The 26,607-nt window shown below is 65.6% G+C and carries 14 protein-coding genes and 1 tRNA gene; 2 read left to right on the forward strand and 13 right to left on the reverse strand.

The genetic code is table 11. From position 1 onward, the window contains the following. The first annotated feature begins 178 nt into the window (after nucleotides 1-178). A complete protein-coding gene (locus ACLBWH_RS18215; protein WP_447800291.1) occupies nucleotides 179-1,171 on the forward strand; it encodes a P1 family peptidase in 993 nt (330 codons plus the stop codon). Here the strand turns inward: ACLBWH_RS18215 and ACLBWH_RS18220 are convergent. The 7 genes from ACLBWH_RS18220 to ACLBWH_RS18250 are packed head-to-tail and all read right to left on the reverse strand — an operon-like array spanning nucleotide 1,162 to nucleotide 12,027. After that, on the reverse strand, nucleotides 1,162-2,775 hold the full coding sequence (locus ACLBWH_RS18220; protein WP_447800293.1) for a dipeptide ABC transporter ATP-binding protein: 1,614 nt from the start codon (nucleotides 2,773-2,775) through the stop codon (nucleotides 1,162-1,164). The genes ACLBWH_RS18215 and ACLBWH_RS18220 overlap by 10 nt on opposite strands. Beyond that, the gene (locus ACLBWH_RS18225; protein ID WP_447800295.1) at nucleotides 2,772-3,581 is read right to left on the reverse strand and encodes an ABC transporter permease; all 810 of its coding nucleotides are present in this window, start codon (nucleotides 3,579-3,581) and stop codon (nucleotides 2,772-2,774) included. The genes ACLBWH_RS18220 and ACLBWH_RS18225 overlap by 4 nt, the downstream gene beginning before the upstream one ends. Beyond that, nucleotides 3,578-6,115 (reverse strand): ABC transporter substrate-binding protein, encoded by a 2,538-nt coding sequence (locus tag ACLBWH_RS18230; RefSeq protein ID WP_447800296.1) that lies wholly within the window; start codon nucleotides 6,113-6,115, stop codon nucleotides 3,578-3,580. The genes ACLBWH_RS18225 and ACLBWH_RS18230 overlap by 4 nt, the downstream gene beginning before the upstream one ends. Further along, nucleotides 6,112-7,470: a tetratricopeptide repeat protein gene (locus ACLBWH_RS18235; protein ID WP_447800298.1), complete on the reverse strand. Its 1,359-nt coding sequence runs from the start codon at nucleotides 7,468-7,470 to the stop codon at nucleotides 6,112-6,114. Before ACLBWH_RS18235 ends, ACLBWH_RS18230 begins: the two co-directional genes overlap by 4 nt. After that, nucleotides 7,470-8,453 (reverse strand): alpha/beta fold hydrolase, encoded by a 984-nt coding sequence (locus ACLBWH_RS18240; RefSeq protein WP_447800300.1) that lies wholly within the window; start codon nucleotides 8,451-8,453, stop codon nucleotides 7,470-7,472. The genes ACLBWH_RS18235 and ACLBWH_RS18240 overlap by 1 nt, the downstream gene beginning before the upstream one ends. Continuing rightward, nucleotides 8,450-10,684: a TonB-dependent receptor gene (locus ACLBWH_RS18245; protein WP_447800301.1), complete on the reverse strand. Its 2,235-nt coding sequence runs from the start codon at nucleotides 10,682-10,684 to the stop codon at nucleotides 8,450-8,452. Before ACLBWH_RS18245 ends, ACLBWH_RS18240 begins: the two co-directional genes overlap by 4 nt. A 26-nt stretch (nucleotides 10,685-10,710) precedes the next feature. Continuing rightward, the gene (locus ACLBWH_RS18250; RefSeq protein ID WP_447800303.1) at nucleotides 10,711-12,027 is read right to left on the reverse strand and encodes an aminotransferase class III-fold pyridoxal phosphate-dependent enzyme; all 1,317 of its coding nucleotides are present in this window, start codon (nucleotides 12,025-12,027) and stop codon (nucleotides 10,711-10,713) included. Between the two features lie 359 nt (nucleotides 12,028-12,386). Between ACLBWH_RS18250 and def the strand changes: the two genes are divergently transcribed. Beyond that, nucleotides 12,387-12,938, forward strand: coding sequence for a peptide deformylase (def, locus tag ACLBWH_RS18255; protein ID WP_447800305.1), 552 nt, complete (start codon nucleotides 12,387-12,389; stop codon nucleotides 12,936-12,938). A gap of 819 nt (nucleotides 12,939-13,757) precedes the next feature. On the opposite strand, the gene ACLBWH_RS18260 is transcribed toward def, so the two are convergent. The 6 genes from ACLBWH_RS18260 to ACLBWH_RS18285 all read right to left on the reverse strand — a co-directional run bounded on the left by ACLBWH_RS18260 (nucleotide 13,758) and on the right by ACLBWH_RS18285 (nucleotide 26,585). Continuing rightward, on the reverse strand, nucleotides 13,758-17,792 hold the full coding sequence (locus tag ACLBWH_RS18260; RefSeq protein ID WP_447800307.1) for an NACHT domain-containing protein: 4,035 nt from the start codon (nucleotides 17,790-17,792) through the stop codon (nucleotides 13,758-13,760). 106 nt (nucleotides 17,793-17,898) lie between these two features. Then, complete coding sequence (locus ACLBWH_RS18265) at nucleotides 17,899-21,828, reverse strand: ATP-binding protein (RefSeq protein WP_447800309.1); 3,930 nt, start codon at nucleotides 21,826-21,828, stop codon at nucleotides 17,899-17,901. 146 nt (nucleotides 21,829-21,974) lie between these two features. After that, nucleotides 21,975-23,243 carry a DNA-processing protein DprA gene (locus tag ACLBWH_RS18270; RefSeq protein WP_447800311.1) on the reverse strand — a complete coding sequence of 423 codons (1,269 nt, stop codon included), beginning with the start codon at nucleotides 23,241-23,243 and terminating at the stop codon, nucleotides 21,975-21,977. Next, nucleotides 23,240-25,327, reverse strand: coding sequence for a RecQ family ATP-dependent DNA helicase (locus tag ACLBWH_RS18275; RefSeq protein ID WP_447800313.1), 2,088 nt, complete (start codon nucleotides 25,325-25,327; stop codon nucleotides 23,240-23,242). The genes ACLBWH_RS18270 and ACLBWH_RS18275 overlap by 4 nt, the downstream gene beginning before the upstream one ends. 335 nt (nucleotides 25,328-25,662) lie before the next feature. Then, nucleotides 25,663-26,232, reverse strand: coding sequence for a hypothetical protein (locus ACLBWH_RS18280; RefSeq protein ID WP_447800315.1), 570 nt, complete (start codon nucleotides 26,230-26,232; stop codon nucleotides 25,663-25,665). A gap of 276 nt (nucleotides 26,233-26,508) precedes the next feature. Further along, nucleotides 26,509-26,585: transfer RNA gene (locus ACLBWH_RS18285), tRNA-Met, on the reverse strand. Nucleotides 26,586-26,607 lie beyond the last annotated feature (22 nt).

Here is a 26,607-nt window from a genome sequence, read left to right on the forward strand (position 1 = left end):
CCACCCCCATTCAGGGCTCAAAATGCGTTCGCCGCGCGAGCATCGCGCACTGGTTTCTGCAACCGCTTAAATCCATCCGGTAAAACGGGGGGCAGATCACCTGCGCACGGGCCGATTATCGATTGCGCCGATGGCTAACAGCCGCGAGATCGCCTCCCGAGCATATCAGGAGACCCGCATGACCACCCGCCCCGGCCCCGGCAACAGCATCACCGACGTCCGCGGACTGCGGGTTGGTCATGCCACCGACGAGCGCGTGCAGACTGGCGTCACCGTGCTGCTGTTCGACAGGCAATGGCCGGCCGCGGTCGACGTGCGTGGCGGCGGGCCGGGGGTGCGCGAGACCGAGACGCTGGCGGCGCACAATGTCGTCGACGGCATCCACGCGATCGCCTTGTCGGGCGGATCGGTGTTCGGGCTGGCGGCGGCGGACGGCGTCGTCGCGAGTCTGTCGACGGCGGGAATCGGACTGCGGCTGCGCGACGGCGGCCATGCGATCCCGATCGTGCCGGGCGCGGTGCTGCACGATCTCAACAATGCCGGCGACAAGGATTGGGGCGACCGGTCGCCTTATCACGCGCTCGGCCGGCAGGCGGTGGCGGCGGCCGGTACGGCGGTCGCGCTGGGGTCGGTGGGCGCAGGTCGCGGCGCGATGGCGGGCTATCGCAAGGGCGGCGTCGGCACCGCGTCGCTGCAGCTCGACGGCGGATTGACGGTAGGCGCGCTGGCGGCGGTCAATCCGGTGGGATCGGTGACGATGGCCGATGACGCTACCTATTGGGCTTGGCCGTTCGAGATCGACGGCGAATTCGGTGGCCGGCGGCCGGCCGCGACCATGGCCACCGCGGTCGATCCGCTACCCGATGCCAGCCGACTGGCGCTGCTCGGCCGGTTGCGGCCAGGCGCCAATACTACACTGGCGGTGGTCGCCTGCGATGCGGCGCTGACCCGTGCGGAGGTGCAGCGCGTCGCCATGATGGCGCAGGACGGCATCGCGCGCGCGATCCGGCCTGCGCATACCCCCTATGACGGCGATCTGGTCTTCGCTGTAGCGAGCGGGGCGGTCGCCCTGCCCGACGACCGCGCGCGGCCATGGCATGTCGCGCGGATCGGTTCGGCCGCCGCCGACTGCCTCGCGCGCGCGATCGCACGCGGCGTGCATCACGCCTGAGGGCGCCGCCCGGCGATGACGCGGTCGAGATCGGGCGACGCGGCAATGAGTTCGCGCGTATAGGGATGCGCCGGCGCATCAAGCAGCGCCGCAGTCGGCCCCTGTTCGACGATCCGCCCGGCACGCAGCACGACCAGCCGGTCGGCGAGCCCGCGCATCACGCCCAGATCGTGCGACACGAAGAGATAGGCAAGCCCGCGCTCGACGGACAGGCGTACGAGCAGCGCGAGAATGTCGCCGCGTGTCGCCGCGTCGAGCGCGGACACCGCCTCGTCGAGGATGACGAGCCGCGGGTCGAGGATCAGCGCGCGGGCGATGGCGATCCGCTGCCGCTGCCCGCCGGAGAATTGATGCGGATGGCGCGCGGCGTCGTCGGGGGCGAGCCCGACGCTGGTCAGGGCGTCGCGCACACGCCGGTCGCAGTCCACGGCGTCGGGGGCGGGGTCGAGCAGATGGAGCGGTTCGGCGACGATCCGGTCGACCGTCTGGCGCGGGTCGAAGCTGCCGGCAGGGTCTTGGAACACCGCCTGCACCATGCGCTGCAACGCGCGCCGCCGGGTGCCGCGAGCGGTATGAAGTGGCGTGCCGTCGACCAGCACCAGGCCGCGGTCGGGCCGATCAAGCGCGAGGATCGTGCGCAGCAGCGTCGTCTTGCCCGAACCGGATTCACCGACAATGCCGACGATCTCGCCGGGCGCGATCGCGAGATCCACCCCGGTGAGGATCGGCCGCGACGGTGATAGGCGGAGCAGCGCACGACGCGCGGGAATGTCGCGCCCCAGTCCGCGAACCTCGACAAGGGGCGGCGCCTCGACCAACCGGTTTGGGCGAAGATAGGCGGCGTGGCGGGCGTGCGCGAGCAGGCTGCGCGTATAGGCGGCTACCGGCTCGGTCAGGATATCGAGTGTCCGCCCCTCTTCGACCAGCGCCCCGTCCTGAAGCACGACGATGCGATCCGCGACTCCGCCGACCAGCGGCAGATCGTGGCTGATGAGCAGCAGCCCCATGCCGCGCTCGCGCACTAAATCGACGAGCAACGCGATCACCTTCGCCTGCGTCGGCACGTCGAGCGCGGTGGTCGGCTCATCGGCGATCAGCAAGCGCGGATCGCCGGCAATCGCCATCGCGATGACGACCCGCTGCTGCTGCCCACCCGACAATTGGTGCGGGTAGCGTTGCGGCGGGATCCGCGCAGGATCGAGCCCCACGCGCGTGAGCAGCGCGGCGGCTTCCGTCATCGCGGCGCGGCGGTTGATGGGGCGATGCGCGCGCACCGCCTCCGCTACCTGCGCGCCGATCGTCATCACCGGGTTGAGCGCGGCCATCGGCTCTTGGAAAACCATGCCGACGGTGCCGCTACGTCGCCGCTCGCGATCGCGTGTCTTCAGCGTCGCGGCATCGGTACCCTCGATCCACAGCCCGCCCTCGCGGGTCGCCTCATCGGGCAGCAGGTCGATCACGGCAAGGCCGACGGTCGATTTGCCCGATCCAGATTCGCCGATCAGCCCGACGATCTCACCCGGCGCGACGTCGAAGCTCAACCCGGCCACCGCGATCCGGTCGCCGTACCGAATCGTCAGGTCGCGTGCCGCCAACAGGGTCACCGCGCCGGCCTTCGCAGATGGTTCGCCAGTCCATCGCCAACCAGAGTCAGCCCGAGCACGGCGAGCAGGATCGCGACCCCCGGCACGATCGCCAGCCGCGGCGCCGTGCCGATCAGGGTTTGTGCATCGGCGAGCATCCGGCCCCAGCTCGGTTGCGGTGGCTGTACGCCGAGCCCGACATAGGACAGTCCCGCCTCGAGCAGGATCGCGGTCGCACACTGAATCGTCGCCTGAACGGTCACCGCCCCGGCGATATTGGGCAGAATATGCTCGATCGAGATGCGCAGGCGGCCCTTGCCGGCGAGCTGCGCCGCCGCGATGAAGTCGCGCGTCCATAGCCGCCGCGCCTCGCCGCGCGCCAGCCGGGCGAAGACGGGGATGTTGAAGATCGCGATCGCGACGATCGCGTTGGACGCCCCCGGCCCGAGGACCGCGGCAAGCAGGATCGCGACCAGCAGCGCGGGAAAGGCGAAGACGATATCGCCGGCACGCATCACCAGCGCATCGGTCCAGCCGCTGCGCGCCGCCGCGAGCAGGCCGAGCGGCAGGCCTGCCACCAGCGCCGCCGCCACCGCGAGCAATGTCACCGCCAGTGACGTTCCCGCGCCCGCGAGCAGCATCGACACGAGGTCGCGTCCTAATTGGTCCGTGCCGAGCCAGTGCGCTGCGCCGGGCGGCGCGAGACGCGCGCCGACATCGACCGCCGCGACGTCATAGGGGGTCCAGACCAGCGCCAGCACCGCGGCCGCGACGAACGGACCGGTGATCGCGAGGCCAAGGCCGAGCGGAGCGTTGCGCCGGCTCATCCGCGCGCACCGTCGCGCAGCCGCGGATCGGCGAGCGCATAGCCGATATCGACGACGAAGCTGGCGAGGATGGTGATCGCGACCAGTACGACGACCACCGACTGGATAACGATCAGATCGCGCTGCCCGATCGCCTGCAAGACGAGCCGGCCGACGCCGGGCAGGAAGAAGACATTCTCGACGATCGCGCTGCCGCCGAGCAGGAACGGCACCTGCAATCCCAGCACGGTGAGCACCGGCGCCAGCGCGTTGGGCAGCGCGTGGCGGCGGATCGCGGCGCGGTGGCCGATCCCCTTGGCGCGCGCCGTGCGGACATAGTCCCGTCCAATTTCGTCGCGCAGGCCGGCGTAGGTGACACGCGCGAGGATCGCAGCCTGCGGCAGCGCGAGCGCGATCACCGGCAGCGTCAGCGCCGCCAGCGCCGAGGCGATGCCGGCGTCCCAGCCTGGAAAGCCCCCCGCGACGAACCAGGGAAGCCGGACCGCGAACAGCAGGACAAGCAGGATCGCCAGCCAGAAGTTCGGCAGCGCGACGCCGATCCGCGCCAGCCAGACGATCGCCACCGCCACCGTCCCGCGTCGGCTCGCGGCAAGATAGCCGGCGCCGACGCCGAGTCCGACCGACAGCAAGGTCGCCAGCAGCGCCAGCGGCAGCGAGACCGCCAGCCGCTCGCGCAGCAGCCCGACGACGGGGACGCGATAGGTGTAACTGGTGCCGAAATCGCCGTGCAGCATCCCCGCCAGCCAGGCGAGATAACGCGACGCGAACGAACCGTTCAGCCCCAGCTCCGCCTTCAGCGCGGCGATCACAGAGGGGCTGGCGTTAAGGCCCATCATGACGCTAGCGGGATCGCCCGGCGCCCATTGGACGAGCGCAGAGATCAGGATCGTCGCGACGACAAGCGTCGCCGCCATTTGCGTCAGATGGAGCAATACATAGCCAGCCCCCAGCGTCGCCATAGCAAGACCGAGCAGCCCCAGCGCCACCACCGCGGCGACCGCCCCCCCCCATGCGATCCCGCCGCCGCCCCGCGCCGCCTCCCCTCCCTCTCCACCGTCGATATGCGCCGCGGCGAGGTCGAGCATCTGGTTGGGCGTATTGGCCCAGACATCGGCGAGGGCGCGGTTCTGCACACCGAGATGCGGGAAATTGAACAGGAAGCCGTTGGCCGCATCCTCGGCGATCCGGCGCTGGATCTCGCCGAGCAGCGCATGGCGCTCGGCCGGGGTCGCGGCGACGCGCAGCCGCGCCATCAGGGTGCCGAAGGCGGCGCTATCATAGCCGAAATAATAGTCGCGCCGGGCGTAGATGTCGTAATCGAACGGCTCGGCATGATTGACGATCGTCATCGCGAAATCGTGGCGCGCGAACACCTCGTCGAGCCAGCCGGGCCATTCGAGATTGCGTATCGTCACGCGGATGCCGACTCGCGCCAGTTGCGCGGCGACGATCTCCCCCGTCCGCCGCGCATAGGAGAGCGGCGGCAGTTTGAGCGTCACGGCGAAGCCATCGGGATAACCGGCCTGTGCGAGCAGCGCCCGCGCCGCGGCGGGATCGAACGGATAGCGGCCGGTCAGATCGACATAATCGGGGCTCTGCGGCGGGAAATGGCTGCCGATCGCGCGGCCATAGCCATACATCGCGCCGGCGATGATGGCTTGGCGATCGAGCGCATGACTGATCGCGCGGCGCACGCGAAGATCGGCGAGCGGGCCATGCCGCTGGTTGAGCGCGAGGATCACCTCCCCCTCGGACGGACGGATCACCAGTTTCAGCCGCGCATCGGCGCGAAGCTGCGCCAGCGTCTCGGGCGCGGGAAAGTCCGGGAAGATGTCCACGTCGCCGGCGCGGATCGCGGCATAGGCAGCGCTGGGATCGCCGATGAAGCGGAAATCGACGCGTGCGAGGCGCGCCGGGCGTCCCCAATAGGCGGGATTGCGCAGTAGCGTCAGGCGATCGCCACGCCGCCAGTCGCCGAAGCGGAACGGACCGGTCCCGACCGGCAGGGTGGCGCGCTGCGCTACCTCGCCCTGCGGGACGATCACCGCATCGGCACGCGTAAGCAACGTCAGGAAACCCGAATCCCGCGCGACGAGCGTGATCCGCGCCGTATCAGCGGTGGGAGCGGTGATCGCGCGGACATTGGCGAACGCCTGCGCCTGCGCGTTGGTCGAGCCCGGCGCACCGATCCGGCGCAAGCTGTACACGACATCGGCGGCGGTCAGCGGCCGGCCGTCGTGGAAGCGGACGTCGCGGCGCAGGCGAAAGTCGTAGTGCAGGCCGTCGGGCGACACCGCCCATCCGGTCGCCAGCAGCGGCACAATCCCGCCATCGGCGGTGGCGCGGACCAGACCCTCGAAGACGGTTGGATAGACGATTTCCTGCGCCACCAGCGCGCCGCCGCTGGTCGGGTCGAGACCTGGCGGTTCGAGCTGAAGGGCGACGCGCACCGTATCCCGCGCCTGTGCCGGTGCGGCCAGCAACGGGGTCAGCAGCGCCAGCAGCAGCGCAACCGCACCGCGCAGGCCGGTCACGTGCCCGACCGCCGCCGCACCCGCGCCGCCGCGCGATCGGCCAGCTCCGGCAGGTCGAGCCGGCGATAGACATCGTCCAGCAGCCGATTGAGCGCGACCCCGTCGGGATCGTGCGTGCAACGCAATTCCAGCGTCTGCTGCGCCTCGATCAGCCGGCCGCTGCGGATCTGTGCGTCGAGCAATATCTGGTCGAAGAGGTCGCGCTGCGCATGGCTGCCGCCGAGCCGGACGAGGCGCGGCAGCGCCGCCGACAGACGGTCCACCGCGCGGTCGTACGCTCCCCGCGCCTGCGCGACGAGGCCCTGCGCGAGCGGCACCCCCACCTCGCGCCAGACCATGCGGCTGTGCGCCGGGCCGTCTGCCGCGACCCGGTCGATCGCGGCGAGCAGCGTGTCCGCCTCGGGCGCGCCGGCACGCGCGAGACCGTAAAGATAATGGACGGTGAGGAACGGCTGGCCGACATCCGCCACCCGCGCGGCGAGATAGGGCACGAGGTCTGCCCAGCGATCGCCGATGTCGAGCCCGGCGAACTCCAGTCGCGCGAGCAGCGACACCGCGCCGATCTGATCCTGCGAATAGCCACGCGTATGCGCCCAGACGTGATCGTCATAGGCGGCGAGCGCATCGGCATCGCGTCCCTGGCTGAGATAGAAGAGCGCAAGATGCCACCATAAATGGGTGACCATGAAGCTGACCAGCCCCGCCCAACCGGGCGCCCAGCGCTCCAGCGTCGCCACGCCCTCGTCGATCCGCCCCTGCGTCAGCGTGACGTGCGCGATCGCATGCTGTGCCCAGAAATCGTCGGGGACGAGCGTCAGCGCGCGCCGCGCCGCCCGTTCGGCATCGTCGAGCAGATGGAGCTGTTCGTAAGCGAAGGCGAGCATGCCCCAGGCATAGGGCGCCGCCGTATCGGCCTCGACCGTGCGCCGCGCGGCGCGAAACATCGCCGGAAAGTCACCGCGGTTGAACAGATGATAGTGCAGCAGCTTGAGCGCGGTGAGATCCGTCGGCCAAGCCGCGCCGACCACGTCGAGCCCGGCGACCACCGCATCGATATCGTCCGCCACCCAGGACGCGAGGATATCGCGCAACGCCGCCTCGCGCGGGTTGGCGGGCCGACGCCGCGCCGCCGCGAGCGCCGGCCGCGCGGCATCGGCCGCCGCCGGGGTCTCGTCGAGCATATGGAGGAAGCCGGCATAGACATGCGCCAGCACGGGCGCATCGGCACGCTCCGCCAGCGGCAGCACATCGGCGATGACCGGGCGATAGGACAGCAGGCCGCGGCCGAACGCATCGATCGCGGCGATGTCCCGCGCGGCCGCGGTCACCTTGAGCCCGAATGCATCGACCGCCATCACCCCTCCTTGTGACGGGCCAGAAAGGCCGCGGCATCGGCCCCGGACCGCGCCGGTATCTCCCATTGCGGCAAATGCCCGACGTCGGGATAGACGATCAGCTCGGCCTGCGGGATGGCGACCTGGAACCGGTGCGCCGCGGCGACCGGGATCAGCCGGTCCGCCGCGCCCCAGAGGATCAGCGTCGGCACCCTGATCGCGGCGAGCGCCGCGTCGGTGGCAGCGGCCCGGCCCGGATCGACCGACATCAGGATCGGGCGATGGCCCGGCAGCCGCTGCAGATCGGCCCAGCGGCGGATGAACGGCTCGGTCAGGACGCGTTGGTCGACCACGTCTAGCTTCAGCCCCGTCCGGATCAGCGGCGTGTTGTCGATCGACGCGAGCAGGGCCCGCCCCCATCGATAGCGCATCAGGCGAAAGGCAAGCGGCACGTCCTGCGCCGGCCCTTCCCGCGGCCAGCCCGCGGCATCGACGAGGATTAGGTGCGAAACGCGCGCTGGATGCCGCAGCGCGAGCGTCCACGCCACCCCGCCGCCCATCGAATTGCCCGCGACCGCGAGCCGCGTAACCCCGATCCGTGTCGCGACCGCATCGACAAGATCGGCATAGCCCGTATAGCTCGCGCGATAGTCCACGGGCGCGGCGGTCAGACCGTGACCGGGCAGGTCGAGCGCGATCACGCGGTGCGTGGCGGCGAGCGCCTCCGTCCAGCCGTCCCACGAAAAGCCGTTGTCGCCGAAACCGTGCAGCAGGACGATGGCCGGCCCGGCCTTTGGACCGCTGTCGAGATAATGGACGCGAATGCCGCCGGGTAGATCGACATAGTGCGAGTTCGGCCGGCCATAGCGTGCCTGCAACGTCGCCGCAGGCAGATCGGGTGCGCGCAGATACAACCAGCCGCCCAGACCGGTCGCCGCCGCCAGACCGACGATCCCTCCGGCGACGGTCGCCACCCGCCGCACCAGCGGCCCCCGCCCGCTCACAGCCGATAGCTCAGGCGGATGCCATAACTTGCCGGCCGGCCCGGCGAGGCGATGCTGGCGTTGGGCAAGAAGAAATTGCGCGTCAGATCATATTTCGTATCGAAGATGTTGCGGCCATAGACGCCGATCGACCAGCGCGCGTCGGTCGGGCGGAAGGTCAGCGTCGCGTTGGCGATCCACCGCTCACCGAGATCATAGACCGGCCCGAGGAACGATGGCAGTTCGTCGCGGAAGCTGTAATCGCCCTGCGCCTCGATCTCGTACGCGCTGCCGACGGGCAGCGAATAGGACAGCGCGCCCTGATAGCTCCATTGCGCGATCGGGATGCGCTGCCCCGATTTGTCGATCGTATCGGCGACATAGACGCCGCCGACCTGCCGCAGGCTGGTCGTGTCCACGTCGAGGAACCGCTTGTAGCGGCCATATTTATAGCCGATCGCCTGACTGATCCGCACGCGCGGCGTCGGCACGACGAGGATTTCCAGCTCGCCGCCATAGATTTCCGATTTGGGCGCGTTGACGATCCGCCCGATCAGCCCGCGCTGCGGGTTGACGATCGTTCCCAGCACCTGCTGATCGCGATAATCATAATAGAAAAGCGATCCGTTGAAGCGCACCGCGCGCGCGAAATCGGTCTTAAAGCCGGTCTCATAGGCATAGAGGATTTCCGGGCGGAACGCATCGATCTGATCGGGATTCGGCGAGTTGTAGACCGTGAAGCCGCCCGACTTCACCCCCCGGCTGGCGTTCGCGTAGAACAACAAGGTGTCGCGCGGACGGAATTCGATCCCCGCCTTCCCCGTCACCTCGTCGAGCGTCGCATTGCGATCGCCATTGGCGAACAGCGGCTGGCCGCCGATCCGCGTCGCGAAATCGCGCAGTTTGCGCTTCTCATGCTCGTAGCGCAGCCCGCCGACGAGGCTCACCACCGGGCCGAGCGCCAGATTGACCTGGCCAAAGCCGCTGATCGACTCCGCACGCTGCCGGTAGCCGGTGTCGGTGACGAAGCCGAGGCTGTCCGTGAAGTCGGTGAGGAAGCGCTCCCTGAGCGTCTGCTTCGCATAATAAACCCCCGCGACCCAGCCAAGGCTGTGTTTGCCGAGCGACGCCAGCCGCAGCTCCTGCGAGAAGACGCCGACGTCGCTGCCCCAGAAAACGTTGGACTCGTTGCTGGCCGACGCGTCCCAATCCGCCGGCTCGCGGCGGTCGAGATGGTCATAGGCGGTGATGCTGGTCAGCCCGACTGCCTCGCCAAGTCGGATCGCCGCAGTCACGCTGCCGCCGTAACTGTCATTGTCGCGCTGCGGCTTGTCGTCTGCGGCGAAACCGGTCAGCGCCGCGAAGCTCGACGACAGGCCCCAGCCGGTCTGCCGATGATCGACGTCGGCCGGGATCACCGGCCCCGGCGGGCCGCCATAGCCGCGCGTCTGGAACGGCCGGAACAGGTACAGGCCGGTCTGTTCCGAATGATCGTAGCCACCGTGGCCGTTGAGCGTGACCGTGGCATTGGCGGACGGGGTCCATTCGAGGATCGCACGGCCGAATACCCGGTCAGCGTCGCCGAGCGATGCGCCAGTGGCACGGTTATGCTGGAACGCGCCGCCTTGTTCGGTAATGCCCGCAACGCGTACCTTCAGCGTGTCGCCGAGCGGCCCGGAGACGAACCCTTCCGCCTTGAACTGGTCGAACCGGCCATATTCGACATCGGCGCCGGCCGAGAAGGTGTCGGTCGGGCGGCGGGTGATGAAGTTGATCGCGCCACCCGTCGTGTTGCGGCCATAAAGCGTCCCCTGCGGACCGCGCAGCACCTCGACCCGGTCGATATCGAACAGCGCGCCCTGCGTCGTCGCCGGCACCGGATAGGCGACCTCGTCGACATAAATGCCGACGGTCGGGCTGTTATTGGTCGCATAATCCTCGAATCCGACGCCGCGCAGGCGGAATTGGGGCTGGCCGCCGCCGAACGCCGGCACGACCTCGAGACTGGGCACCACAAACTGGAGCTGATTGACGCCGGTGATGCCGCGCCGCGCCAGTTCGTCGCCGCTCAGCACCGAGAGGGCGAGGCCGGTATCCTGCGCGGATTCGGTGCGCCGCTGAGCGGTGACGACGATATCGCCGATGCCGCTGACGATCTCCTGTTCGGCCTCCGGTGCAGCCTCCTGCGCAGCGGCGGGTGCGGCGGCGAGCAGCGCGATGCCGCCGGCGGCCGCCAACACGCGATAGGTCATGGTCATTCCCCCTTTCGATGATGGCGTCAGTCGAGCGCGTGCAGCAACCCGTGCAGCCGCTCGCCGATCTCCCCGATCTGCTCCGCGGTGACGATCAGCGGCGGCGACAGCGCGATCGTGTCGCCGGTGACGCGGATCAGCAGCCCGCTGTCATAGGCGGCATGAAATACCGCCTGCCCGCGCTCGCCCGGCGCGCCGGGCCGCGGCGCCAGTTCCACCGCGGCCATCAGCCCGCAATTGCGCACGTCGACGACATGCGGCGCATCGTGCAGGCTGTGGACCGCTTCCTCGAACAGCGGCGCGAGCTGCGCAGCGCGCTCGAACAATCCCTCGTCGCGATACAGATCGAGCGTCGCGCGCCCGGCCGCGACCGCGAGCGGATGCGCCGAATAGGTATAGCCATGCGCGAATTCGATCAGCGTATCGGCGTGACCCTCGATCGTATCGCGCACCGCCGCGGACACGCCGACAGCGCCCATCGGCACAGTGGCGTTGGTCAGGCCCTTGGCCATGGTGACGATATCGGGGCGCACGTCGAACCGCTGCGCGGCGAAGGCGGCGCCGGTCCGTCCGAAACCGGTGATGACCTCGTCGAAGATCAACAGGATGCCATGCGCATCGCAGATCCGCCGCAACCGTTCGAGATAGCCGAGCGGCGGCATCAGCACCCCCGCCGATCCCGCGATCGGCTCGACGATCACCGCAGCGATCGTCGATGCATCGTGCAGCGCAACCAGCCGCTCGAGCGCATCGGCGAGCTCGGCGCCATACGCGGGTTGGCCGCGCGAAAAGGCGTTGCGCGCCGGATCGTGCGTGTGAGGAAGATGATCGACCCCAGGGAGCTGCGCGCCGAACTGCCGGCGATTGCCCGCGATCCCGCCGACCGAGATGCCGCCGAAGCCGACGCCGTGATAGCCACGCTCCCGTCCGATCAGCCGGGTACGCCCGCCCTCTCCACGCGCCTGATGATAGGCGAGCGCCGCCTTGAGTGCGGTATCGACCGCCTCCGATCCCGAATTGCAGAAGAAGACGTGATCGATCCCCGACGGCAGCAGCGCGACGAGCTGCGCCGCGAAGGCGAAGGCCGCAGGATGGCCGAGGTTGAAGGTCGGCGCAAAATCGAGCTGCTCGACCGAGCAGCGAATCGCCTCGGTGATCGCACTGCGGCCGTGGCCGGCGTTCGAGCACCACATGCCCGCAGTTGCATCGAGCACCGCCTCACCATCGGGCTTGTAGTAATGGACGCCTTCGGCACGCGCGAACATCCGCGGCGCGGCACGGAACCGCCGCGCCGGCGTGAAGGGCATCCAGAAGGCGTCGAGATCGTTCGAAAGCACGGTCATGGCGCGCGCCAAGCCAGCGCCTTTGCCCCAACAGCCGTGCGGCCTCGCACTATATCCGCAAACGCACGATGCTGCATATTCGCCCCTCGCTGCCCGATCGCGACAAATATCCCCTGATTTGGTAGATATTGAACACAGCGAATCTTGAGGGGGCTTGAGCTACCCTATCCGCCGATCGCGCCGACCGCTTCGGCTTCTGAGACCTCGCCTCGCGTACCGGCCCCTGCCCGTCGCCGCGCGGAGGCGGTCCGGCGGCTTCCTGACCAGGGAGACCGTATTCGCCGGAGCGGACTGCCGTCGCCCTCGCCGGCAAGATCGGCCAGGCAGACGCATAGTCCGGCCAGAACGAGGATACGATCATGATCCGGGACATCGTGAAAATGGGCGATGCGCGGCTACGGCGGGTGGCGCAGCCGTTCGACCCGGCCGACACCGCAGTGCCGGGAACCGTCGCGGACATGCTGGACACGATGCGCGCCGCTGGCGGTGTCGGGCTGGCGGGGCCGCAGATCGGTATCGACCTGCGCATCATGGTGTTCGGCTTTGATGAGAGTGCGCGCTATCCGGGCGAACCGCCCGTGCGGGTTACCGTGTTACTAAACCCGACCTTCGCGCGACTGTCCGACGAGGTGGCGGATGGTTGGGAGGGGTGCCTGTCGATCCCCGGTATGCGCGGCCTGGTCCCCCGCGCCGCCCGGATCCGCTATGCCGGCGACCTGCCGGGTGGCGGACGGCTGGAGCGGGAGGCGCACGGCTTCCATGCGCGGGTGTTCCAGCATGAGCACGACCATCTCGACGGGATCCTCTATCTCGACCGGATGACCGACCTGACGCAGTTCGGGTTCATCGACGTGTTGTTTCCCGACAGCCCGGTCGCCGCGCTGGAACGCGACGGCGCCCGGGAGCGATGAACCCGCTCTACTCGGCGATGCCGACCAAGATCTTCGAGGAGATGTCGGCACTGGCCCGCAATGCAGGCGCGTTCAATTTCAGTAAGGATTTCTCGACGTCAGCCGGCCCGAGCACGTGCTGCTCGCCGCAGTCGAGGCGGTGACGACGGAATCGAACCAATATCCGCCGTTAACAGGGTTGCCGGTGCTGCGGTGCGCGGGGACAGCAACCATCGGCATCCCTACCCGCTCGCATAGCATTGAAAATACGTGCAATTTTTCATGGATTTTTCGCTGATACCCCCGCCGATACCGCACTCTCACAATATAAGCCAAGGCGCCTTTAAGTTGCGACGAACCGATCGAACCACAGAACATCCGCTATAACTTGGAGCCCGAGTCTTCGCAGATATAGTGGTCTGCCAAGTTGACGCCGCCGATCACTCCATGGCCGCACATTCACATGACAGCAGCTTACAGTAGCTATAAAAACTCCCCCCTCTACCCGTTGGGTACGGTCAGCATGCGCGATGCCGGCGCGATAACGTATACTCTATGTCACCATGAGCGACTGCGATCAGCCCCTCTCGCTCGGGACGTCCTTCAACTGCCACGCGTCAGCACCACTTATTGCCCCGCAGGAACCCCAAGGCCTGCTGCCGTCGGGTGAATGCGAGCTGCGTCATGCCGGATTAGTTGGCGAAGACAATCTAAATGATTAATCGATCACGGATGCCCTACCAAGGGAAGATGTTGGTATTATGTCAGACCTCCTCTGGTAAAAGACTGACGACGTTCCCACAATTTCGGCCAACGTAAGCAGACGACCGGCATTTTCCTCTACGAGGGCGTCGAATACATCTCGAGATCGAAAACGACTATGGACAATCGATGGCTGGCGTCATCGACAAGCTGAGCGCCCAGCAAAGCCTCCAGTTCTCGACCCGAGCTGGGTCGTATTGTCATTGGAGGCGGCGGCAAATTTCGATTGCGCGAACCGAACCAGAACACCAGATAAATGCCATGGCCACCGGCCATATGGTCTGCAGATGCATAAAGGCGATCAAGTTGCCTTGCGCAGGCAGTCCATAAATCGGCATTCCACGCGAGCTTTGCCTCGAGTGGAAATCGGATGGCCCCCAACCGAAATCCGGCATCGGCCCGCTTGCCGGCCGGCATTCTCTCTTCTGGCGCCCAGACGATCCCGAACGGAAGAGTCGGGCCGAGCAGATCGAGAAAGGCGTTGCGGCATCGCTCTTCGTTTTTGGGCTTTTCACCGTCATAGAAGAGATTGACGGTATCCGTTGACCCGCCGGCAATACGGGACTGCAGATCGGCGATTGCGTCGAGCGTGATCGCCTTGACATCGGCGGCGGCCAAGGGCGCCTCCTCCCGAACCGCAGCCGCGACGGCCAAGAAGTCGGGCGGCGTATAGCCCGCCTCCGCAGCCGTGCTTCGTTGCTTCGCGCGCGCGGCCCGGAGTATCTCATCGTAGGTTGCGCTGCCGCGTTCGACGAGGCCGTGTAAAACGCGCGAGGCATCAGCGCTCGTGTCATCGGCGAGTCGAAACAAAACGGCACTCAGAAAACTGGAAGCATCCCATGGGTGGTGCGTGCCGGTTATCGTACCGCGTGGCCTATCGACGTCGGGCCACTTCCCTTCGAACCGCGTGAATATCCATGCAAGCCGATCGGGTGGCATCGACCGAATTCGCCGGCTGTCAAACCTGCTATAACCGATAGCCTTCTGAAGCGGCCAGATGAACTCCGGCGCTTCTGCCGCCGCGTTCAGTGCATCGCGTGCCCCCTCAAAATCCCTGAGGATGCGTAACGCCAACCAATAAAGTGTGTGATCCTCGCCAATCGCCCTTGATGGAGCCGCGTCGATCAGCCGATCGATGCAGAGGCCAGCCCGCTGCTTGTAAACATCGGGAACGTCACATAGCGCATTGATCACCGCTTCATAATCGGTGGCATGACATCCGGCAATGGCATCGAACCATTCTAGCAGCAGGGCCGCGCGCAGCGCGTGATGTTGCTTGCCGCCGAGCAGATAGTGGGTGCCGCACATGTAATGCGTGTCAGTATTTAGCTGGGGTTCGATCATCGCTCGAAGGAAGAGCTCGAACCGCCCGGCATCGGCCAGAACATAGTCCTCCAACGTCGTACCGAACCCTTGAAGATGCTTGTCCACAATGTTCAAGGCACACCGCTTCGCAAGAAGCGCCGCCAGCACGTGATTCTCGCCGATATCCAAAAAGCCACGCCCGTCTAGATGTCGTTGCGCGAGGCCCGCTACGACCGGCCAGATATCGTCATAGGCATCGTCGCGGTCGAGGGTACGGCGAACGACGTCGTGCAGGGACACGCCGATCGGACGATGGAGGCATGCCTCAAATCCGATAAGCGCGTCCGGATACAGGTCGTCTCCTACCCAAACCCCAATTCGCTCCGCGGGAATCCCATCCCGGCCGCCGAATTCGCCATATCCCAAAAAACAGAGCGCAAGCGGTCCCGATGCTCCGTAGCCCGAACACAGTGCCTCGCGATTGGCAAGGACGGCCTCCCGATCCTCGCGCTTGCGCGCACCTTGCCTTTGCTCGTGATCCCGTTCGCGTGTCGCGAACTTCGCCATGAGCGCGCTCGTCTCTAGGTCCTCCACCGGTGCCGGGTGAATAATAGCCTGCAACGCAGGATTTTCTGCGGCATGAAGTTCGGCCAACTGGGCCATAGCCGGCGTCCAGTCACATTGCCGGTTCCAGCCGACGACCAGCGCCTCGAATATATCATGCGCCGCCGCATCATGACGACGCTCGCGGACCAGCCGTTCGAGCAGCGCGATAACGTCCTCATTCTGGAAATAAAGCCCCGTGGAAAGATTTCCAAGATGCCATCCCCGGCGCTTTCGCGACGCCGCACCGTCGGGCGTCAAATAGATAAGGGCTTGCACTGCCTGCCGCATCGCAGTGTTGGTCGTCAGCCACGACGCAACCACCGCACGTTCCCGTGCCTCCAACGAATGACAATCGCCAAACGCGTCTAGCCAACGCCATAGCCTGATGGGATCGGGCACAGGACCGGGGATTTGCCGGGCGATCAATGTCCACACCAAATGTCCAAGACCATGGTCGTACCGGATAATTTTGGCGATGCGGCTCTCCGGTGCAAAGGTCGTCGCAAGTGCGTCCAGCAGGCTGGCGCAACGCTCGGGCGGGATGGACTGCGAGAGTGACCAATAATCGTCCGAACGGTTCGATTTTCGGTGCGACTTATCATCTGCCAGACCGCCGTAACCCGCCAGAATGATATCCGCGATGTCCGCATCGCCGAACTGATCGATACCTATCTTCGCGATCGCCTCGTCCGCAAGACGCGGCGCCTCGACATCGCCGTTTTCGCAAAGGCGTAGGAACAAAGCGGACCAATCGACCCCGTTTTCCGGCCATGCCGCGAGGACGCCCACCGAATCATGCCGTTCGGAATAGGTGCGGCTCGGATCGGCTGCGATGGCGAGCAACGTTTCGCGCATCTCGGGAACGCAATCCCCTTCCCTCAACAGGTCCAGCACGAGGGAGCGCAAATGAAAGCTACTGCGCGGATCGTCGAGCAATGCACTCAAACGCTGACCAAGCCCCTGCTGGACCAAACCGGCGACAGAAAAGGTCTGCCAATCACCGCCACGAAACCAGGGATTTTCCTTGCCGTGCGCGGCAAAGCTGTCCCACACCCATTCAGCGGCTGACAGGTTGACGTTTCCAAGGTCGCCATAGCGCAGCACGCCGTAGGGATCGGCGGCGATGACGGGCGATGCGAAATGGCGAGATGCATAGGCAAGCCAAGCGTGCAGCCCGCGCAGCGAGGCCGGCACCCGATTACCGATGTGAATCAGCGCCAGCAGGCGTTTGACGAGGCTCCTGGGTCGCACACTGGCATTGACGACCCTTCCAAGCCAACGCGCCCCGAGATATTCGGCGACGGTGCGATGGCAGTCCCTGAAACTGTCGGCTTCACCGGTAGTGCGGAACAGACGACATTTCAGTGCCGATGCGGCGTGCTGGCCGAATGGCAAGGCGGTGATCGCCGCGATATGAAGCAGCGGCGCGGGGGTGTCGGATTGCAGACCGTTGAACAGCCCCTCCTTCCCGGACAGGAGCAGCAGCGCCATCGCCGCGCCGGCAGCATCGAGCACCATCGTCGAATCCAGCTGGTTAAGCGCCGATCGGACATGACGATCATTGTGCTCGGCCAGCATTTTACGAGCTGCACGGTCGAAGAGATCGGCGCGGCTCGCCGGAACGCCGCCATCAGCCACATCGATCAACATGCGCAGGCTCTGAGGATTGGCAAGCAGGGCCGCCAACCGATGCTGATGTAAAGCGGCATGAAACTCCGTAGCCCGCATGCCGCCGATTTCGGCTTCGAGCAACGCTAAGCTTTGGGCGTCGGTCAAGGGCGCAAGCGTCAACACACGCGCCTTGCGGCCATAATCTTCGGCAATGGCCTGCGCCCGGGTACTACCCCGCCAGTCAGCCGCTCGGCAACTTAAAACGAAATCTGGCCAGCCCGCCTCGCCGAGGCGCGCAAGCAGACGCTCGAGCGGATCACTGTCCTTGCCGGCACTCACTTCATCGAGCGCATCCAGGACCAGCACGCCGCCGGGCAGCGCGACGAGGGGCCGCCGCAGGAATTGCGCGGCCGTCAGATAGGTATGTTCCTCCGCTTTCGCGAACCGACGCAGCAGTTCGGATTTTCCCATGCCCGGGTCGCCGAGCACGACGAACGGCAAGGGTTGTCCGCCCAGCGCGGCCTCCGGCACGACCACGCGCCCGTCGTCGTGATCGGCATAACTGAGTTGGCGCGGAATATATGTCGTCACTGAAACCGGTCGATTACCATTGTGTAGCTCAGTCCTCAGCCTCGTTAGGCCAAAGCGGAGCGATCTCGACGCCGCGAGAGGTCAGGGACGCGGCGCTACGGTCAAATCATCGATAAAGCACACCGATCACCTGCCGGACAGCCACGACGACCGGCATATCCGCATCCTCATCGGGTTCGGTCGCTACGACGATGGAGTCCCCCGACGCGCCGATCTTTTCGAGCTGCCGCAGGTGAGTCAGTTTCCCGGGCAGACGGCCGCCAGCTCGCTTGAGGATCGTTACCCCGGTATCGAGCGTAACGGCGACGATCCGCCCTTCCAATGCGTCGAGTCCATGCGCCTCTACGTCATCACCGGCCAAGACGATCTGATGGGGCAGCGCGAACGGAACGGCGCTCTCTTCCCGTACACGATAAGCAATGCGGACACTGCCAAAGTCCGGCACCTCATCGATCGCGATCGCTTCCCCGCTTCCCTCCGGCGGTGGCATATCGGTCAAGAGGCAGCCGACGATCCGATGAACCTCGACCTGCCTTTCGTCGAAACGCAGTGTCGGCCGTCCTTCGCGGGGATCGGGTATATCTGCGACCAACGCGATGCCGTCGCCGTTCACAGGCTTCAGCAAGCGCCGAGCGAACACCTGCCTCTTGTGACGAGCGACGACCAAATTGCGATCGTGACCGGGCGCGCTTTCGGCCTCCACGATCGCGACGCAGCCAGAGGGCATGGCGAAGCCGAGCGTCTCATGTCTGATGTAAAAGAGCGCCGTGTCGTCAAAGCGGCTGCCGACAAGCCGTTCGACGTCAACATCTTGGCTTCCCACATCGGAAACGCTTCCCGTGAAGGCCGCGATGTCCGGGTAGAGCGGGATGTCGAACGACGACACAGCGACCGGCCTCAGCCGCACGACGTTCGTTTCCGGCTGCTGGTCATGCAGCGGTTCGCGCCAACGGTACCGGCGGAACTCGGCATGCACGTCCTCGATCCCCGATCGTAGCCGCCGGAGATCATCGTCTATGCGCTTGACATCACTATAGCTGATCCCCGCCTTGTCGCGGTGATGCGCGGCGTTCAGGATGCGACGTGCATCCGCGCCTTCCGCCAGCGCCTTGTCCTCGCAGAATTTTGCAATGACGCTGCTCTTGAACAGATCATTGGGCTTCGCTTTCGCCAAGCCCTTGAGGCGATTGTACAATGGATCGAGCGTAGGGGCCTTGGTCACCGTGGAAAAGGCAGGATACGCCGGATCGTCGAACAGGTCGCCCAAGCGCACCTCGAGGAACACGCGGACCTCTTGAACATAGTCTTGCGCATGTGACGCTGACTCGTCGTTGGCGAGGAAAGCGGCCCGTTTGCGATCGAGGTCGTCGAAAGCCAGCGCCGTCCGGAGCGTCGGATTGCCGGTATGCACCGGATGCACCGAACGATGCACGATCAGGTCCCCACCCCGCGCCTCCTGCACGAGGGCGGCAGCGAAGGCCCGGTCGTGCGTCGTCGCTAAAATCTGACTGCGATCCCCACTTGCTGCCAACTCGCTTAGCGCACGCGACAGCCTGCGCCGGTTATCGTGATCCAGCAGGTCCTGCGGATCGTCGAGCACCAGCAGGCGCAAGCCGCCACTAGTCTTCAAAACATGCTCACGAAAGGCGAGGAAGAAGCCGAACAGGCTGGCACGCAAGGCAGACGCGTTGGACACATGCTGCGCGGGCGCGCTGACCGGCCCTCGTCCGACCGCGATATCGATGACGCCCTTCGCATCCATGCCCGTGCTGCGCGGCCTCGGGGCAAAGGCGGTAGCGCCCTGATAAATGCGATCGCGCCAATAGTCGGATCGGCCTTGCAACGTCTGGCGCAGATGGTCCACCTGCGCCTGCGCGACGTCGCCGATCGGCTCGATCTCCGCCAAGGCCAAGGCAGCCTTGCGACATGCCTCGATCCGATCGAGCTTCGTCCTACGATTTCGGATCGCCCCAGAAAGGCGATCGCACAGCGCGATGGCAGCGGAGATCGGCGCGACGCCTTTGACGATCGTGTCGAGTTGTTGCAGCTTGGCACCGATCGCGTCGGCGTCCGCCCCCGCATCGCCGGGGTTGCCGCGGATCGCCATCAACGTATCGACGATCTCCTGCTGATGCTGTTTACGCCATTCGGCGAAGGCGAGCGCCCGCTCCAGCCGCGCTACCATCTTCACGAGGGCCTGCACCTGCGGAGCGATCGATGCTGGCAGCGGTTCAATCGCCGGCTCCGCGAACGACGGAAGGGTTGCGAGCTTCCGCTCGGCAACCGACGTCATCAAAGGTTTCAACGCGGCAAGCGTACCCTTGAAGCTGTCGGCGGCGAAAAGGTCTTCGATCAGGCCGGACCGGAGCAGATCGACGGGGGCCGCCGGCAGGTCTCGTGTAAGTTCGACGGAAAATGCTGCGGGGACATCGCGGGACAAGGTGCCGGTCCATGCCGACGACCAATCCTTGACCGTCCTGGCGATCAGATCGCTGCGCTCGCAAACCGCCTGCAGATGCTCCACGACCGTCACCGACGTCTCGGGATCGATCACCCCGCGCAGATCGCTGCGACAGATAGCGCAATTCGCCACGGCGTCTTCATCGTGTGCCTCGGCCCAAGACGTCACGCGCGCATATAGCTGCAGCCGCCGCGCCAGCACGGGGCGAGCGATCAGATCCGCGAGCGTTGCCGCATCGTCGCGCAGCGACGTCAGCAGCTCACGAATGCGGGTGGCATCTTCCGCATCGATCTTCAGCGCGGACAGCCGGGCGATGCCGGCAAGACTCTTCATCTGCCGCAACTGCTCGAACGCCGGCTGGGTGCAGCTTTCGAGGTTCTGGCGAGCCAACGCTTCTTCCGGGTCGAAGCCATCGCCCAGCACGTCGCGAGCGGCAGTAAGCCCCGTTGCCTTCTGATATTCGAAATGGGCCTTGAGCGTAAAGATATCTGTGGCGGCGGTCGCAACGTCCACGGTCGGGATGGGGATCGGTGGCGCCATATCCGGAAAATCGCCGATCCGGCCGGTCAGGTCGGCCTCCGCCTCACCGTAGCGACTTTCCCAGGTTTCGACGTCGTCCCGCAAGGCCTTGGTCATCTTCCCGGCCGCGAGAGTCCGTGCCTTTCCGGCGTGCTTCGCGAGATCGACGAAACTGGCCAGCCCAGTCAATCGAGCGACCGCAAGCCCCAACTCGGAGGCGTTGCCGATCTGGAGGAAGGGGAGCATGCTGGGCATCGTTGTGCCGAGCTGCAGCGCGACCGGATCAACGCCAAGCACTGTGAAATCGGGCTCTGTCTCGACCAGCTTGCCATTCGTCTTGCGCGACTGGACGCGCCTGACCGGTGGAAGCAGCGCGCCCGATTCATCCGCGAAGATCAACTCCACCCATGTATCGGCAGGCACCACCTTTGCGGCGGCGTCGGGCAACCCGTCCATGCCATGGGGCAGCGGCGTCACCGCGCTGATGTTATGCTCGCTAACCCCCTCGTCGCGCGAGACGATGCAGGCGAACTCCATATCCCCTTTTTCGGGTAGGCGCTGGGGACGCAGGATCTGGCCGGTCAGGCACCAGATCATCGCATTGGCAAGCGACGTCTTGCCTGAACCGTTCCAGCCTTCGAACAAGGTAATTGGACGATCGGGTTCGAAGACGAAAGGTGGCGGCGCGGCGCCATCTTCGGCGTACGCGTGGAGCCCTGCGAAGCGATGGGCGACGATACGGGCCAATCGCAGGAGTGGCCGCGTTCCCGCCACCGTGCTCGTCGCGGCAGCGAGTGCCGCCGGCGGGGCAGCGATGCTGTCCACGATTGCTTCGCCATCGACCGCATGGAGGTTGCCCGCCCACTTCGGGCGGTGACGGCGATACCAGTCGAGGATCGACCGCGCTTCGACCGACGGGATCCCGAAGGTTTCCGCCGTATCCAAGCCGATCTTGCGCCCCGAGATCAGGTCGGCAAGCGCGACGTCGATCGTGAGAAGATGCAGCGGCCGCGTCGCCTCCGCGATATCAGCCTTGTCTGACGCGTCCACCGGCACCCTTTTCTTCCCGTCACTTACCGGGAAGATGCCGGCCCCGGCCGCTGGTGTCCAGCGGGACTTGTCGGCCTATGGACGATACATCCACGTCCGATCATTCGGCAGGCTGTGCTCGGAACATGATGATGTTCCGCCGTCGCGCTGAATCATGCAAACAGTTCTTCCGACTTCGCGACGTATTGCTTCGACTTGGTCCTTTGCACGACACCTTCAGCCGTCAGTCGTGTCAGCCACTCCCGCGCCTGCGCCTTTGACACCTTCAATGTGTCCGCGACATCCGCTTCGCCCCGCGGCTCCGTCAGTAATGCCGAAACGATGGACCGAACGGCGTGCCACAAACGCGCGGCAGGCAGATCGTCTGCAGGGACGACAGGCAGCGGCCCGTCGTCTGGCGATACCTCTATCTGGCTCACGGAAGCCTCACGCCCGATTCGCTGGCTGGTCGTGGAATCGATCGCGAGATCTTCGTCCTTCGCCGCAGCTTGGAAAATCTGGGCAAATGCCTCCCGGTCGTGCGGTTCGGGCCAAGGAATGGCCCCCTTTCGTAATAGCGCATCGAGGCCAGCCGACATATCTCCGTCTTGCCGGACGTAGACCCGCGTGAACCGCAAATTGTCGAGCTGTTCGATCGCTCCCGCCCAAGTGCCGCCTTTGCCAAGATCCGAACTTACCACCAGCGCTGCATCGGCAAGCGCATAGATAAGCTTGTTGCGCTGCATGGCATGCCCGACGTTAAAGCGTGCGCTGGGATCATAGGGAGATATCAGCACCATCCGCCCCGCCATCAGCGGTGCCCGATGCTCGCGCAGCATGGCACTTTTCTCTAGGCTGTCCGCCAACACCCCGACGACCTGTCCGCCCCCGTTGGCTGCACCGCGCATCGCTGCCTGATCGATCCCGCGCGCGCCCCCGGATACGATCGGACGGTCCGAGCGCGCAGCCAGCGCACCGACGGCCTCGGTATAGGCGACCAACCGGTCGCCGACATGACGTGAACCGACGACCGCCAGACCTCCATCGTCGAGCCGTTCGACCGCCCCGCATCCGTAAAGGACAGGCGGCGCATCTTCACGCAGCCAGTGCTTCAACCGTCGCGGATACGCGGGATCCGCCCGGCTGATTATCCAGATCGCACGTGATTGCCAGCGTTCGATTACCTGGCTCAGCAGGAACCCCCGACCGAGCAGCCTGCGGAGCCTCTCGCTATCGACGATATGATCGCACGCCGCGATGATGGCCGCTGCGTCCGCCGTGAGGAGGTCCGCCGGTCGGGCTTCAAGGCTGCGCAAATGTTTGGCGAGCCTCTTGTACAATCCCAACGGCAGCAGGTCGGCCGTCGCCTCGCCACCGCGCATGATGAGCGGTGCGGTCAGCAGCAGGATGACCTGTGTATTTGGCGAAACGGACCCGATCATTCTCCCTCCCCCGTCCCCGCCCCGGTTCTGGACAAGGCCAGCGGCCACACGGCGCCGCTGCCCGCATCGCGCAGCAACCATGCCGCGACGGTCAGCGTCCATCGGGAATCGACCATGTCATCCACCAGCAGCACCGGTCCCGCATCGACGATCGCGCGATCGATTCCCAGCGAACCATCGACGTTGCGCACCTGCTGCACGCTGTTCGCCATGGTTTTCTGCTCGGGCCGGGCATCGACCTTGGCGAGCGCAGCGACGAAGGGCAACCCCAGCGCCGCTGCCAGCCGTCGGGCGAAATCAGGCACCAGATCGGGATGACGCAACGACGGGATACATGTCACCCATTGCGGGCGCGGTTGCGGGTTCCAACCAGCAATCATCGCTCGGCAGGCTTCGACGAGTTCATCGGCGAACCGCTCGTCGCGATACTTGCCCGCACTGACAAGGCTTCCCCAGCCGGCATCACCCCACACCGATAGCGCCCGGCCCTGCTCTGCCTGTCGTTCGACCGCGATATTTCCCTTGAGGTCGTATATCGGCAGCCCACCTGCCGGCCATTTGCGCCGCGGATCGATCGGCAGGCTTGCGCGCCGAAGGAAGGCAATCGCATCACCCAGTGTCCCGGGGTCGGGTGCCGTCGGCAGCGGCGGCAGGCCCGGAGGCGCGATCCCCGCCGTATCGCCGTCCAGCGCCGCCACCAGGAAGGGCATATGAGCGCCGAACGGCAGCGCAACATAGTCCTGCATCTGCCGCTGCTCCGCGCGGCGCAATACCGTCAGGCGTTCGGCCCGCTCCCAGAATGCGTCGGCGAGCGCCGCTGCGGTCAGCTGCCAACGGGTGCCCTGTTTGGCGATCGGGGCGGGCGCCTCCAGCGACAGCAGCTGGAGGGCATGCTCAATGCGCCCCTTGCTCAGGTTGAGCGAGTTTTCCAGGCCCGGGACGGACAAGCCGTCCGGTTCGGCCTCCAGCGCCTCGATGATCTGCGCGACCTCGTCGGGTTTGGGGAACGCGCTGTCGATGAACCAGTCGGTAATTCGGCCTTCCTCCTGCCCGCTGAGCAGGATTCCATAAGCGGCGTTCAGGCCCCGACCGGCACGACCGACCTGCTGATAATAAGCCACCACCGAACCCGGCATCTGGTAATGGATGACGAAGGCGAGGTCGGCCTTGTCATACCCCATCCCCAATGCGGTCGTAGCGACCAGCGCCTTGACCCGATTATGCAGAAGATCCTGCTCCAGCGCCTCGCGCTGCTCCCCGCTCCTGCCCGAATAGGCTGCGACCGCCAGCCCGCGCGACGCCAGCCAGGCGGCGATCATCTCCGCATCCCGGATCGTCAGCGTGTAGATAATGCCATGCCCGGGTAACGCCGCCAGCCGATCCGCAAGCCATGCCAGCCGCTCGGCCTGTCCCGGCAATCGGATCGTCTGGAGGGTCAACGACGGACGGTCGAGGTCACCGCGCGATATGGCGATATCCGGTCCCAGTACCTCCGTCAGATCGTGGAGCACCCGCGCGTTCGCGGTGGCGGTTGTCGCCAGCAATCGTAGGTTCGCCGGCAGTGTTCGGATCATCCGCGCGATCAGCCGGTATTCCGGACGGAAGTCATGCCCCCAGTCTGAAATACAATGCGCCTCGTCGATCACGAGCAGGGCGATCCGCTGGGCAATCGCGCCAAGCACGTCCGACTGGAAGCTTTCCTTGGCCAGCCGTTCGGGAGAGATCAGGATGATATCGACGTCGTCGGCGGCGATCCGTGCCTCAATCGCCGGCCAGTTAGCCCGGTTTTCCGAATGGAGCGTTACCGCACGGACCCCCATACGATCGGCGGCGGCGATCTGGTTGCGCATCAGCGACAGCAAGGGTGAGATTAGCAGCGCCGGCCCCATACCGCCTTCGCGCAGCAGCCGTGCCGCGATGAAGTAGACGAAGCTCTTGCCCCACCCCGTCTTCTGCACGACGAGCAATCGTCCCGCGCCCTCGACGAGATGACGGATCGCCTCCTCCTGCCCCTCTCGAAACGCGGCATCCTGACGCCCGGCACCTTGCCGGAGAAGAGTCAATGCACGGTCCCTGTCAAACATCCCGTTTCCGTCCACCGTCCGTTCGTCCGAGTGCACGCTATACGCTGCCTGCCTTCAATGCGGAACCAAGCGGGTTGTCATGCTCGCGACAACGCGTAATTTTTCCAGAGCGCAGGCGAGTGCGCCCATGAATGCCATCTGGCTCCAAGCGAAAAACAGTTAAAACTTTTGAGAGAGAATATTTTCAATGTTATAAATCGGACTTTCCGTACTTTCGCCAAGTTGCTTACAACCCTATGGCCTTAACTCAGTAACATTGGTGTTTGCTTAACCAAATATAACCTACCGTTAGCGCAACTGCAGGACGGCAAATGCTGACGCGCGGACTATCTCGACTAGTCCGCCGCCCGGTCGACACGCAACAACGCCCGGCCTCCCTCTTGCGTTGTCATCGCCATGGTAAGTGCGGCCATCCACTCGGGCACATGCCAACTGGCGGGCAGTGAACGGGCAACCGCGCCGGGCAGCACCGACCACAGCAGGATGCCCGCAATCACGCCGCCAGCTGCATACCACAGCTTGTCGCGCCACTGTCGGTCGGCGGCCTGACCCCGTTCGACGATCGTATCGATCTTGCCGATCGAGCGCGACAGCACGTCGCGGGTCTCGTGCAACAACCGTGCATCTTCGGCCCGGACGAGGACACTTGCCTCGATCATGCGCTTCGCGTTGCCATCCCGTGTCAACAGGATCGCCGGTGCCTGCCGGATCGCCTCGGTCTGGGCGATAGTGATCTCGACCTGCTTGCCGAGCTTCGCGAGCGTCGGGCTATAATCCGGGATTCGCTCACGCGCCGCGGTCAGCCCCTCGAGCGCCATGCGGGTGAGACTGACCTCGCCGCGCAAGGCCTCGAAGGCCTGGGCAAGGTCGGTGGCGGGGCTGCTGCTGTCGCTGTTCGTGTCCATGCCTTGTCGAGCGCGGCGAGCCGGTGTGTATGCCACGCCCGCGCCGCCTGCTCGAAGGTCGTGACGGCACCGGCGCTTAACGATAGGACGTAGGTAAATCATTGAGTTGTTTACGAGTGATATTGGTTGCGGGGCTGGTGGGGGGCGATTTGAACCTGTGAAGCTAACGCATTGTAATTATGAGATATGCGCCGGAACATGCGTTTGATCGCCTGGCGCATGGCAAAGAAAAACCCCGCCATCCTATTGAGATGACAGAGTTTTCGAGAATTGCGTTGGTTGCGGGGACAGGATTTGAACCTGTGACCTTCAGGTTATGAGCCTGACGAGCTACCGGGCTGCTCCACCCCGCGACACTGTTTTGGAACGCGAACG

Source organism: Sphingomonas sp. M6A6_1c, assembly GCF_053345135.1.